This is a genomic window from Desmonostoc muscorum LEGE 12446 (assembly GCF_015207005.2).
GTDB classification, from domain to species: domain Bacteria; phylum Cyanobacteriota; class Cyanobacteriia; order Cyanobacteriales; family Nostocaceae; genus Nostoc; species Nostoc muscorum.
Genome location: NZ_JADEXS020000003.1, coordinates 67613 through 81125, shown reverse-complemented (window position 1 = coordinate 81125; position 13513 = coordinate 67613). Strand labels below are relative to the sequence as shown.

At 40.9% G+C, this 13513-nt stretch carries 13 protein-coding genes and 1 pseudogene; 7 read left to right on the top strand and 7 right to left on the bottom strand.

Features of this window, described 5'->3' with window-relative positions:
• Positions 1-79: 79 nt before the first annotated feature.
• From IQ276_RS39250 to IQ276_RS41340, 7 genes and pseudogenes are all read left to right on the top strand, one after another.
• A complete protein-coding gene (locus tag IQ276_RS39250) occupies positions 80-1285 on the top strand; it encodes a hypothetical protein (RefSeq protein ID WP_193912992.1) in 1206 nt (401 codons plus the stop codon).
• 282 nt (positions 1286-1567) lie between these two features.
• Complete coding sequence (locus IQ276_RS39245) at positions 1568-1945, top strand: hypothetical protein (RefSeq protein WP_193912994.1); 378 nt, start codon at positions 1568-1570, stop codon at positions 1943-1945.
• A 69-nt stretch (positions 1946-2014) separates the two neighbouring features.
• On the top strand, positions 2015-2164 hold the full coding sequence (locus IQ276_RS39240; RefSeq protein ID WP_193912996.1) for a CopG family transcriptional regulator: 150 nt from the start codon (positions 2015-2017) through the stop codon (positions 2162-2164).
• 247 nt (positions 2165-2411) lie between these two features.
• Entirely contained in the window at positions 2412-2684 is a 273-nt protein-coding gene (locus IQ276_RS39235) for a hypothetical protein (RefSeq protein WP_193912998.1), read from the top strand.
• 27 nt (positions 2685-2711) lie between these two features.
• Positions 2712-2849: a hypothetical protein gene (locus tag IQ276_RS39230; RefSeq protein ID WP_193913000.1), complete on the top strand. Its 138-nt coding sequence runs from the start codon at positions 2712-2714 to the stop codon at positions 2847-2849.
• A 26-nt stretch (positions 2850-2875) separates the two neighbouring features.
• Positions 2876-3070: a hypothetical protein gene (locus IQ276_RS39225; RefSeq protein WP_193913002.1), complete on the top strand. Its 195-nt coding sequence runs from the start codon at positions 2876-2878 to the stop codon at positions 3068-3070.
• A gap of 64 nt (positions 3071-3134) precedes the next feature.
• Positions 3135-3278: pseudogene (locus tag IQ276_RS41340) on the top strand (ISH3 family transposase); the annotation flags it as partial.
• A 196-nt stretch (positions 3279-3474) separates the two neighbouring features.
• On the opposite strand, the gene IQ276_RS39220 reads toward IQ276_RS41340, so the two are convergent.
• From IQ276_RS39220 to IQ276_RS39190, 7 genes are all read right to left on the bottom strand, one after another.
• The gene (locus IQ276_RS39220; RefSeq protein ID WP_193913004.1) at positions 3475-3834 is read right to left on the bottom strand and encodes a hypothetical protein; all 360 of its coding nucleotides are present in this window, start codon (positions 3832-3834) and stop codon (positions 3475-3477) included.
• 608 nt (positions 3835-4442) lie between these two features.
• The gene (locus IQ276_RS39215; RefSeq protein ID WP_193913005.1) at positions 4443-6512 is read right to left on the bottom strand and encodes a DUF6851 domain-containing protein; all 2070 of its coding nucleotides are present in this window, start codon (positions 6510-6512) and stop codon (positions 4443-4445) included.
• A gap of 116 nt (positions 6513-6628) precedes the next feature.
• Positions 6629-7462 (bottom strand): putative quinol monooxygenase, encoded by an 834-nt coding sequence (locus IQ276_RS39210; protein ID WP_228042769.1) that lies wholly within the window; start codon positions 7460-7462, stop codon positions 6629-6631.
• Between the two features lie 152 nt (positions 7463-7614).
• Positions 7615-8295: a DUF8737 domain-containing protein gene (locus tag IQ276_RS39205; RefSeq protein ID WP_193913006.1), complete on the bottom strand. Its 681-nt coding sequence runs from the start codon at positions 8293-8295 to the stop codon at positions 7615-7617.
• 179 nt (positions 8296-8474) lie between these two features.
• A complete protein-coding gene (locus IQ276_RS39200; RefSeq protein ID WP_193913007.1) occupies positions 8475-9386 on the bottom strand; it encodes a diiron oxygenase in 912 nt (303 codons plus the stop codon).
• 41 nt (positions 9387-9427) lie between these two features.
• Positions 9428-10285 carry a hypothetical protein gene (locus IQ276_RS39195; RefSeq protein ID WP_235116518.1) on the bottom strand — a complete coding sequence of 286 codons (858 nt, stop codon included), beginning with the start codon at positions 10283-10285 and terminating at the stop codon, positions 9428-9430.
• A gap of 181 nt (positions 10286-10466) precedes the next feature.
• Positions 10467-13472: an amino acid adenylation domain-containing protein gene (locus IQ276_RS39190; protein ID WP_193913009.1), complete on the bottom strand. Its 3006-nt coding sequence runs from the start codon at positions 13470-13472 to the stop codon at positions 10467-10469.
• Positions 13473-13513: the final 41 nt, after the last annotated feature.

The following is a 13513-nucleotide window of genomic DNA, read 5'->3' as shown; positions in this document are numbered from 1 at the left end:
GACAACTAAATACAAGTACCTTGCCCCGCAATCACAGAGGGGGAAATTTTCGTGCGTCAACATAACAGGAGATTGTATAATGACTGCAACTATTACTCGTCCCAAACCCAAAAAGGCTGCTGCTAGCAAGAAGGAATCCCCGTATAAAAGACTTCATGTGATTATTCCCATACAAGATATGCTGTGGGCATCGCAGCAAAAACCATCAGTTACGCAACTGTGGCAGGAGTGCTGGACGGCTGACCCTTATGGTTCTCGATGGATGCCCTTTTCTACTGGGATGGGTTACAGTACTTTTATCTCTGCAAAGAAAATTCTAGCTGAAAGCGGGTTGTTTATTTTCAAGCCGGACAAGTCCATAGAAGATGGGCGGGAAACTGCAAACTGGATGGTGAAAAATTTGCATGGCAGTCGGATGAAAGAATTTTGGGAGAAGGCTAATTCTGCGTCACCAAAGCCAAATGCTGAAAAACGAGAAGCAAATGCTGAAAATACAGAGATGAATCCTGGCTCTGAAGAAATGCGTGCTTCGTATAAAGCATCTATTTCAGATAAAAGTCAGCTAGAGCAAGGGTTCTGTGAACCCTCACGAACTGTTCAGGAACACCTCACAAACTCTACAAAAGAGTTTGTGAGGTGTAACTCTGACACGCTAAATGACATTTCGCAAGTTGAGGAGACGGCTCACGCGCCCTTGACGGGCGCGTCGCCTCAGACTGTCGAGGGCGTGTCAGAGAAAGAGAAAGACTTGCCTACGGCAATGGACTGCACGACGCTAACGCTTGTGGGTGCTGCACCAAGTCAACCTGCTCCGTTGTTGGCTGAAAATCAAGATTGTGGTGTTGAGCCGAGAGACTGTCATGGAGGTGCTTTTTCCGCCGCGCCCGTCGCCCAAAATGAATTTTCTTCAACTTTAGCGATCGCTAATCAAACACAGGGGCAAGTAGAACAGGATAATCCCACTTCGTTGTTAGTTGAAAATTCAGTTTCAGGTGGAGAAGTAAAAGCGGTGAATGAGGATGAAACTTCCGCCCCGCCTGCCCCTAGTGCTGATAAATGGTCGCATGAGGCCATAGTTGTGCGGTCAAATATGCGACCAGAGCGGATGCAGAAACTCAAAGTTGTGGCGAATTCGGGGCAGAATCCGGGCTTTGAATTCTTGCAGGAGTGTTGGGATGATCCGGCTTTGCAGATTGTGATCAAGAAACTGCTGGCGAAGTTTTCGCAGTGGGGGATTGCGATTGCGGATGGGGTGTTGGTGAAGTGGAATAGAACTCTTGCATAAATATTTTTTGATAAAATAAAGGGTTATCTATTTCTCTGCCAGAGTAAGTTCAAATAGCCAGAAAATACCAAATTTTTCATATTAACTGATGTTCAAGAATACCAAACCAGAAATTTGATATAGTTAATTGATTCAGCAATTAGTTAATCACTGAATTATCATTATTAATTTTGTTTTACTTTAAGCTTTTAAAGCTAATTCATAATTGTAGATTCCGGCAATCAAATTAGACCTTAATTACAGCAGATTCAGTCAAGACTATTCAACCGTCCTAAATATAATTTGGACGAAGATGAAAGCGATCGCTCTGTTGTACAATCACCCTCTCCAACCCCGACAAAACCTCCTGCGGTTCATCCCCAAGATTTGCGCGTAAAACAAGTCCGTACATTAACTAATTACCCTATCGAGCTAATTAAAGAGTGGTTGCAGTTTCAAGATGCTTCGGCTCCCAGTCAACTGAGTGTGGCTATGGTCGATAAGCTGGTGAGAGACATTTGCCTAGCTTGGGCATCTGACAAGGTTGATTCAAATCATGCTGCTACTTCCTATCAACAGCAGGTGTTGAGAGCGATCGCCACTGGTACTGATAAAATTCAAGCAATTCAGGCTTGGATGAACTATGTTGCAGGGTTGGCAACCCCTGTAGGTTCTCGTTAATTCTAGTTTTTCATAGGACAGCTATTGCTGTCTTATTTTTTTCTACACAAATACTCTTGAGTAAATACAATGACAAATAAAAAGTGGGAAGTAAAACGATTAACTGTCAATCTTGCTTTCTCTGAAGCACAAACTCTCGATGAGTATTGCAATACAACAGGTAGACCTGCAACGGATGTAATTCGGGAGTTAATTAAAAAATTAGGTGCGAGTGTATAAACTTATTGCATTGTCTAACGGCTTCGCGTAGCAAAAGAGAAGATTTTGATAAACAAATGAACATCCTCAAATATCGTGATGGCTATGTGGGCAATTCCAGATTGATCTACTGTGGTAGACCCAAAAAGGATGAATACTTATGCCAATAATTATTAATCGGATTGGGTAATCCGTTTGCCTGGAAATCTGGCACAAAAGCTAAATTCAAAGTTAAAAACTTAGCCGAATCCTTGTCAAAATATCGGCAGTGGCTTTGGAAATTAATCTGTTGTTATCGAGACAGGAACTTAGACCAATTACAGCCGTGGGAATTTCGATATTGGCAATTGATGAAATGTCTAGCGAGTCTGGCAAGGGCCTGTTTTTTGGGCGTTGGGGCGCTTGGCTGTTGGGGAGTGGAAGTCATTGCAGGCAACTCCGGCGCTGTAACTCCCATTTATTGGCAAGCACGGAAAAACATTTGCGTCGGCGGGATGCTGCTGGCGGTTTCGGGGTGTCTGGGGAGTGTGTTGATAAGTAAACTTCGTGACAAATTCGAGAGGTAAGTATGGAACAAGAAATTCAAGAAGCGATTGGTATGGGTGGCGCACAGTTGGAGACTGAAACGCAACCACAGCCTGAGCCTGAGCCGGAAATCACGATTTACGACCTTGGAAAGGTTTTGGCTGCAAACGAACCTGAGTAAATAAGTATCAAAGGAGACATGACATTATGAAACGGAATCAAATCATCATCGCAACTGCTGGAACCATTAGCGCGATCGCGTTTGGCTATTTCGGCGTTCAGATGTTCGGCAGAAATATTATGTACGGTGCCAGCGCCGGGGTGTTTGGTTTGGGGGCTGGTGCTGGTGTTGCTCAAGTGGTGGTTGGTAGAGGGCGGACGGTCACAGTGTTAGACAATTGACATGAGACAGTAACTTTACTACGAAACGCCCTACCTCTTCATACTCTTATTTTGGCAACGAATATGGCATTATATCAGCCGTTTAAAAAGAAGTACTAGACAAGTTTTTTCTCACCTATTTACTCTCAAACAGATGCTTGAATTTTTACGCCAATCAGTAGACCGCAACTATGGGGTAGCCTGCGAAGTTTATTTACCCTCTGGATGATTTTGGTTGGTTTTTGGGGTTCATTAATAAATAAAAATTATCATAGAGCTAAGGCAATCAGCTTTTTTATATTCCCCAAAAAACGGTATCGTACACTACTATTTTTTAGCGATGGCTACGCCCGCCGCAGGCATCGCCAAACTTTTCGGTCTACTGACGGTATCAGGTTTCAGGAATACCGTGCGTTCGCCCTGGGTTAATTCAAACTACGCATCATAAATCCTAGTTGATAATCAAGCAAGGTTTCATAAGACTCATCAGTTGTCATGCTGGTATCTAATAGATGCATTTTTACAGCAGCTTGAACCAAATCTTTAGCTGTAACTTCTCGAGATTGATAAGCGGAAGTTAAAACGCTGTAACCAGGAATTCCTATACTCTTGAAATAACCTTGATAGGCAAGAGTGGCAAGAGTAAAAGGTTGAAGTAGCTTTTTTTGGTCGCTGCGAGTATGGGGTTCAGCAGATTGCACTCTACTTCCAGCAAGCACTATGAACGAAATAGCTACCACAAGTAATAGAAAACTTAAATGGCTTAAGAAAAAACGTTTCATCATTGAACTATTTACTATTTGCGAAATTATTTTTATTTAAAAGGAGCATTATTGCACTAATAGGTAGATTACAAAGGTAAATTATACTCATACCTGTTCTCTCTCCAGTCTCAACAAATGTGACATTCCACCAAAGCCAAATACAAAGTTCGCAACTTGAAGGCTGATTCAGTAATCGAAATCGTGACAACAAACTAAATCTCATTCGATTATTGCCAAATTGCGGTTGAATTTTCATTGCCATAACCAATGAAAGCTACCCTGAACTGGCCATATCCATAATCAGGTGCATAAATTCCTCGCCCCGATATCTTCTATCCAAATGGTGTATATGTCATGACAATACTTTAAATAAGATAGAAATACAATTAGGAAAATCCTTAGATAAGATAAGGATTTTCCTTAGCTCGACTTGATCTAATTACCTGATATCATATCTGGCTAATAGCTTACGATAAAAGAAGTAGGCGCAAAGATGACTAATGCCGAAACGAATTAAGTAAGACGAGGCGAAAAAACCAAACATAGATTTGCACCTCTTTTTACCAAACTACAAATCTGCCCATCGCACAACACCTTGAAAGGGCTAGTTCTATTCTTAGTCACAGTTTTCAGAGCAGAATAAAATCTGCACTTGTGAGGCTATTTCTCACTCCATTGACGATAGCTAGCGTTTGGTCTTCAAACCCAATCAGCGTTCGGTTTCCCCTTGAATAAATAGATAACTCACCGAATTTTAGACCATCAGCCAGACCAAGGAGATCCTTACCAATCTGGAAATCAATAATCGTGTCAGTACCTTCACCAGCAGCTAGGACGAAGGTATCACGACCCTTACCACCCTTAATGCGATCGTTACCTAGACCACCTCTGATAATGTCATCACAATTACCACCCTCAATGCGATCATTACCTAGACCACCTTTGATAAGATCATCGCCACCGCCACCATAAATGCGGTCATCACCATCACCACCAAAGATTTGATCATCGCCTAAGCCAGCAATCACAATGTCATTACCAGAACGAGCATAAATCTTTTCATCAGCATTTGTACCAACCAGTCTATCTGAATCCTTGGTGCCAAAAATGATTTTCTGCTCCTTACCACCTTCAATAAAAAACTGTGCTTGCTTCCAAACACTCAAACCAACTTTTTGCCCTACAATCTGACCATTAAGATTTCCTTCATCAAAATGAATCCCACCGTAGATGCGGGAGGCACCAGCTTCAATTGCTGCGTCGGAAAAAGTGTCCCACTCCAAGGTAACAGCTTTTTCAGGTGTGATCCCAGGTTCAAAACGAGACAATCCAGGCTCAAAGGTGACGTTGCCACCAAAGTAGTCTGAATCTGTGAATAGCTCAAGAATTATCGAACCTGCACCACTAAATCCACTGTGACCAGAGGTGTATTCTTGAAAAGGCGGCGAAGGATTGCTACCAGGGAGTTGATAGGTCACAAAGTCGGTTGCCAAAATTGTCTGAGTTCCTTGTCCTGGTTTCCAAGCTTGGATGGCATAACCTCCCAGTTCTTTATTGTATTCCCCAATTAGACCTAGTTCGCCTAGAGAGCGTATTACCCGTACTGGACGAGCATAGTCGTAAAATCTTTTAGCTTCCCAAGTAGCAATTCCTGCATCAAAGACGCCATTTCCTAAAGTAAAGAAGAGTTTAGCATCATCATCAAGGGTATGATTATCCCGCGCCGACACAAATTGCCCAAAGGTCATCCAGGAACCTGCGGGGAAGGAACTGCCAATTTGGTCTTCCCAAAATTCTGCAATCAGCTTTTGCTTGTCGGTGAGATTGGCGCTGACATTAACGACTTTTTCGGCTTGGGCAATAAACTTGGGATTAATGACTGTTCCCACTAAATCTTTACTGATGGGAAGCACTTGCCCATTTTTGAGAGTAATTGTCTTAGCTTGCAGATCTACTGTTCCATCGACTAAAAGAAACGGTTGGGGTGCAGGCGGTCGAAATTGGCTGTTGCTTTTCAAACTGAAGGAGGTCACACCACTCCAGTTAGCACCTAGAACCCGTTGAACTCTCCCTTGTCCTGGAGGAGCATCAATGGGTACTTTTTCAGGCGTCCATCGCGCTATGTCGATGATATTGCCTGGAGAGTTAACAGATTTATAGCCAGTGATATCAGAGTAGGGAACACCAAGTGTACCGTTAGGATTATTTCCGAGTTGGTTAGAACCATCTTCATGACGAAATTTTAATAAAGCATCAGCAGAGACATTGCCAATTCCAGCAGCTTTAGCGGTGTCAGTGGTCGTATCATTGGGATTGAAGCCAAGTTTACCCATTAATTCATCAAAAATGCTCACTTGGCTAGGAAACAGATCTTTCAAAGTCCGATAAGCGGCGAAGCTCATCGCTTCCTTTTTATTAGCTTCTGTATTTTCGACTTGGGGACGTTGTAGTTGGTCTCCGAGTTGGGTAGCAATTGCAATTGGGTCATAAGCAGCCCAAGCATCAAACATACTGGTATGCACCATAGAATAGACGCGATCGGCTATGGTGGGACCGACAATCGCATTACTTACAGCTTGTTGAGCAGCTTTATCCCACAACACAGAAATGGTAGGTGTTGGGTCATTAACTGTAACTCCTTGAAGTATAGGATCGAGAATTAGTTCAACTGATTGATTTTGATTAAGTGTGTGTGCCATTGGAAAAATAGATCGGAGATTACTACAAGCGATCGGATGGTATTTATTTAAAGGAAATCATGCAGCAATTGTGAGTTGACAAGCGCTACGTGCTTTATTTATGTGTGGATAAGACTTCAATCCCAAATTGGGATCTTCTTATTTATCGTTGTTGCCACCACGTCTATAAGTTCAATTTTTGGCTGTAACGCCTGCAATTCAGGCAGTTTTGAAAATAGTAAAGCCGTAAATTCACCGTCAAAATGCGCTTGCCGACCTGCCTCGTCTGGGAAAACATCGAAAATGCCATAGGTCGTAGGTGCGATTTTGATTGCAAACCACTCTGTCGTAGCGGGTTCTTTTTCTACCAAAGCAACGCCGTTTCTCAAAAGACTCTCAAGTTCTGCTTCCTTACCTGGTTTTGCTTCAAAACGAGCTAGTACTCCAACATTTACCCTTTTTTTAGTCTCTTTACTAACGTGTTTTCTCCCAAGGGTTGTTGCCACCACATCTATAAGCTCAATTTTTGGCTCTAAGGCTTGTAATTCAGGCAGTTTTGAAAATAGTAAAGCCGTAAATTTACCGTCAAAATGCGCTTGCCGTCCTGCCTCGTCGGGGAAAACGTCGAAAATACCATAGGTCGTAGGCCCGATTTTGATTGCATACCACTGGGTTGTCGCAGGTTCTTTTTCTACCATCGCAAGACCCTTTCTCAAAAGACTCTCAAGTTCTGCTTCCTTACCTGGTTTTGCTTCAAAACGAGCTAGTACTCCAACATTTACCCTTTTTTTACTCTGATGATTCACAGATTCTTTCTCAGTAGATATTTGCTCATCTCCCTTCAGCGGAGTTGCAGCACGAAGGCTACTTGGCAGCATAACCCCTGCTCCAAAGCTTGCAGAGATGCCGAGTAACTTGAGGACATGGCGACGAGTAAGGGATAGAAAACGCTTGTTTTTCGGAATTGACATATATTTTGTGAAAATTCAAGAAAATTTTAGGTTGAACGTAGAACTGTCGATTTGCTCATTTTGCAAGGGTAAGCATAAATCAGACACTACACTATCAAAAATCTGTCTGATAAAACTATTCAGAGTACTTTCATCAGTGAAAGTATGTGTTATTAAAAAGCTTTATTAACTGCTGAAATTGGGATATTTCCTAATAGTTTGACGATTGATGCAATATGCAGATTGATGAAAATAGGGGCGGCAAACAGCGCAGCATACATGACGTTATGGTGTGCCCCAACTTCTGCCAAAAGAAAAAAGGCTAACCCACCCGCTACAACAAGGATATCTAGCAGACCAAACAAGTTAGCAACCCATAAATCGAATTTTTTTCCAGTACCGCTTGCCAGCAGTATACCAGCTCTTAAGGCTAGAAAAGCCGATGTTATGTGGAATATACCATCTGCAACACCGAAATAAGTCGGCATGATTTTCAAGCTTGCTTCAACGAGAAATCCTGCACCAAAAAATACTCGTAACCCTTGCATTAACATGAGATATTCCTGGTTTACCGAAAGCAATTTACCACGCAATGGTGTTAAGAAAAACCCAACGCTGACAATTCCTACCCCCAACAAAATAGCACCTAGAAATTCGATGCTGTTGATATCTTGAGGAAAAAGCCTTTTGGATGAAATGAGCAAATGTAACACTATCAGCCAGAAGACAAATATTCCAGCCATGAAAGCACGTAAATTTCTCGAAGCACCAGCGCTTTTTAAACTTTCAATAAAAAAGCTGCACAAAATGATGTTGAACAACAGGATGTACAATGTAGTTGCAGTGTATTCCATTATTCTCAGTAATAAGAACTTACAAAAGTACAGAACAGGTTAGATGTAGAGACCTGAATTGTTATACCAATTCTGATAGCTATATTACTTACGCAAAAAAGAACAGTGAAAGCCTTGAGTTACTGTAGAGCCAATTCACGAATTGACTTTACAACGTATAGCTTTGCGTAAGTCCTGAGCTAGTTAACAACTTGTTCAGGTTCAGGCAATACGCTCGAATTTGAAAATAAGCCTATTTGGGTCAAAAATTTTGCAGTGCTTGCTATTAATTTTTTGTTGAATTGCTGACGGACTGGATGTGCGAGCAACTCTTTTCGCATCTTACCCGGCTCATTAAGTCCGGCATCAACAAATATCTCACGTCGATAAAGCTTTTGTACAGAAAGTTGCATAAAACCTTTAATAGTAGACTCCATTTCTAAAATTCGTTGTTTGGGATATTTATTTAGCAACTCCTGACAGGCTAAATTAACATACTGGCGACCATATTTAATGTGTCTGCCTTCGTCTAAGTGGTGAAGCCAGTTTATGTTTTGGATAAACTTCGGTAAGATTTTATCCTGACCCATTTTACGATTATAAAAATCAACAATTTCTTCAAATATCAGAACCCGAACGAAGACCATAAAGCTGGCGATATCTGCTTCGGGAAAACTAGCCACTGCCAAAGCTCGATCGGGGTAAATTTTACCAGCATATTGCAGACAGAACTTAGAGAAATACCACATATGTTCATTCTCTTCTGCAATTAAATAATGCAGGTATTCTGATAATACTTCAAATCCTGGTGTATGCAAGCGACTCGTCATTTCTATTAATAATTCGCGGATGCCAGTTACATTCAAACTGCAAAAATTAATAAATTCCCATTTGCTTAATTCAATTAATTGTTCTTCAGAAAGTTCTTGTTCAAAACGAGTTCCATCAATCGACATCAGGCTCGATGACATCCATAATTTGTGGCTCTCTATGCTATCAGGCCAAACAAGTTCTTTGAATGGGTTATAAGTATCAGAGTTGGTTAGATTAATGAGTGTAGAGAGAGTTTTTTCTAATTCGGATGTATCTTGGATAAAAGTTGATGTACTCACAATTTTTGTTCCTTAATAAAAGTTGAATTTTTGCCCTGAAATTATGATCTGGAAGAGTCGAAAGTTGTCTTACTGGAATTTGTATTGGGAAATGCTGCACCGGCTGGGAATGTCATGATGTTGCGGTTATTTGTTTGTAACTTCCCATCCTGTTGTAGGACATCAGTGATATGAGCAAATGCCCATCCATGCCCCCATTGCGGATGATATACATCAAAGGGTGCTATTAATGTTCCATTGCCATTACGATCTAAAGGAAACCCGCTGTTTTGTAGCACAGGTTGCCGCGATTCATAATGAATGATAATTTCCTTTGGTTGCTTATAAATTTGAGGAGCTACCTGAATATTGAATTCGCCAAAGGCTGCGATCGCACCTTTGGGTGCGTGCCAACCACTAAATTCTCCACCAAGCTCGACACCATCAGGGTCAATCGCAATCAACTGAAATCCACCATCGCGTGCAACCCATCCTTGCGGCGGTACATAAGCGTTTGATTTATTGTATACGCGGTACTCCCATCGGGGGTCTAGCATGAAAGGAACCATTATTACGCGCCCAGTATATTTAGCACTATCAGGATCAACGCCAAAGCGTTTTGAAAAAAAACTTACAGCTTTTTGTCGATATTGCGTTATCTGTGCATCGTTCCAACCCATAATTTGATGCGAGAAAAAATTGAAGTCAGGAGGCGTGAAGTAGGGGTCTTTCGGATCATAAATCCCGTTAGCCATCAGTACTAAGTAATTTGTGTGACCTATGGGAGTACTATATAAGCTGTAATCCCGTTGATTGTTTCGCATATATGGATATGCGAATCCAGCTACGGATGTAGTCAAGATAATGCTGAATAAAAAGAATGCCACTAGCAGATTAGATTTTATTTTTTTTGGCTTCATAATGTACTAGTTATTAGACATGTCCGAAAATAATCAAAGCCTTTATTTTGGTGGGGCGTAAATGCAATTCTCAGAAATTCGTTCATATGTACCATCGAATAGACTTTGGGATATTTTTAGTTGATAATTAGGCAAAAAATCAGGAGTGATTCATCTCCGACAAAAGTCTAAACTCAAGTATTTACCCTACTTTAACCTTTGGTTTAAAATGTTCTAAAATTACAGATGTCACTTCACTTACTAATGGTTCTTTTAAAAGTGAATAATGATTTCCATCGATTTCACAAAATGAAGTTGTTTTTGGTAGTAGGGAACGCCATATTTGCATAGATTCTCTGCCCACACGCTCTTGAACATTTTGCCTTGCCATCAAAAGCAAACAGGAAACATCTTCTTCTATTGGTGATGCTTGATAGTTATACAGTGCATTGATATTAGACTGAAAGACATTAAAAAGAGGGCGGAAATCTTGCATCTTACCAAATGAGATCAAACCCATCTGTTGTGCCTCTTGCAATGCTTCAAATAGTAAATTTTCATCTGATTTTCCTTGTTGTATGCAACTAAGTTTTAATGTTTGTTCTACTTCAGCGAGATCGGATACAAACCAAGAGACAATTTCTGCAAATTCCGGAATCTGGCGGCGTAAAGGGGCAGGACTATCAATTAAAACTAGACTTTCTACCTGAATACCCTGCTGAATTAACTGCTGAGCCGCAACGTAAGCAATAACTCCACCCATTGACCATCCACCTAAATGATAAGGGCCTGACGGTTGAATAGCACGTATTTCATTCAGATAAACATCAAGCATTTCAGGTATCGAATTCATGAGATTTTGTTCATTCCCAGACTGCGCCTGAATGCCAAAGATATGTAATTGCTGTGACAATAGTTGTCCCAGATATCTGTAACACAAAACTCCTCCACCAGATGGGTGAAACCAAAACATTTTTGGACTAGGTTCTCGACCTGCGATCGAAATTATAGGTGACCATAGCTTCGACGAATTACCATAACATCGTTCATCTATTAATTTTGAAAGTTTTTCTAGTGTTGGATGTTGCAGAAGCGCAGTTACTGGGATCTCGGCTTCAAAGGTATTATTAATAGCAAGGGTTAAGCGTGCTGCTCTAAAAGAGTTTCCACCTAAGTTGAAAAAATCATCCTCAGCAGCAGGTGTTTCTATCTCAAGAATCTCTGACCATAATCTTGCCATTCTAGATTCTGTTTTAGTAAGAGACCGACAACTGACTTGAGCTTTTTTAATATCAATTGGTATCGGTAATGCTTTGCGATTAATCTTGCCTGTTGCACCAAGCGGAAGTTGATCGAGAAATATAAATTTTGCAGGAATCATATACTCAGGTAAGAATGCAGCAAGGTGTTGACGTAGCTCTTGCAAGCTGGGTGTTGCTCCATCTTTGGAAACGATATATGCAGCTAAGTAAGCGTCTTGTGTTTGATATCCTATAACTTTTGCGATCGCATTTGCCACACTAGGATGCTGCTGTAAAATGCTCTCTATTTCACCTAGCTCAATTCGATGTCCTCGTACCTTTACTTGTCCATCTTCCCTTCCGAGAAAGTCTATATAACCGCTTTTGCGCTGTACTCCCCAGTCCCCAGTTCGATAAATTCGCTTTTTCAAAACTGGATGAAATACGTAAGATTGTGCTGTTTTTTGGAAATCCAACCAGTATCCTTGTGCTACACCAACACCGCCTATGTACAATTCACCTGGAACGTTATTAGGGCGCGGTTGCATTCTCTGATCTAGGACATAGAACTCTTGATTAGTTAAGGGATATCCATAAGGTATGCTTTTCCAATTTGCGTCTATTTCACTGATGTCATAGTAGATTGACCAAATCGATCCTTCGGTTGCGCCACCAAGACTGACTACCTTTGCTGAAAATAACCGCTTAATTTTTTCCGGTAATTTAACAGGAATCCAATCACCACTCATCATAAACAGCCTAAACGACAGTTTTTGCGATGGGTAATTGATTTCAAAATTTTCTACTAGTAGCTGAACTAATGCCGGAACAGAATTCCAAACAGTTACATGATGTTCTGCACACAATCTTGCACATAAGGCAGGTTCCAGATTTGATCCTGGAGGAGGAATAACAAGTGTTGCACCAGCAGCTATAGTTCCAAATATATCATATACTGATAAGTCAAAACTCAAATCAGAAATACCGAATATTACATCATTGGAGTCAATATTAAAACGACGATTTATATCATCTATAGTATTAACTACTCCAAGGTTATTAAGCATTACTCCTTTTGATTCACCAGTTGAACCAGAGGTGAAAATTACATACGCAAGATGATTTGAAGACTGAATGCGTGGTAAATTTTCAGATTCTATAACCAAGTTATCAGTAAGATCGATTGCTATTCTTTCAAGGCTACTTATACATCTATCATTAAAGTTAGTCTCACACGTTAATACAATTTTGCACCCACAACGCTCTAATATATTTAACTTTCGATTTTCGGGAAAGGCAGGGTCAATAGGTACATAAGCAGCACCTGCGGCGATAATAGATTGCACCGCAATAACTTGTTCCCAACCTTTTGAGGCATATACTGCAATTAATTCGTTTGGCTTGACATTGTATCGCTTACGCAATGTCCAGGCGATACGGTTAGAAATATAAGTTGCTTCACCATAACTTATTGTTCTGCGGCAGTCGATGAGCAAAGGTTTATCTGATAGTCGCTTTGCTTGGCTGTAAAGATATTCATGCAGACATCGCTTTGATAGAGAAGCCTTTGTTTGATTATATTCTGAATGCTGCCTTTTTTCTTCTTTCGACCTGAAATCAAAATAAGATATATTCCAGATGCTTTCGTCTTCGGTCAATTTGGATAATAAGGATATATATGCGTTGAACATATCGTCAACAACTCCATCCTCAAACGCTAGATCCATAGTGTCCCAAATCAAAGAAACACCACCATCAGGTCTACTAATAGCTTGATGGTCTAAAAGAACTTGAGGTGTTTCAAGGCCGCTGAAAACCATGTTATCGTTTTCAAGCTGAAAAATTCCTGACATGGTTTCACTGTTATGTTCGTTCAGCATACTAACGAATGCGACTGGACTTGCAGCATGAAATGCTGAACCATCATGACGATTCCGCTCTTGAAGAAGATCTAAACCACAGACCATTGAATGTGCAAGATCGCGGAATATTTGACGGTGTACCCCCT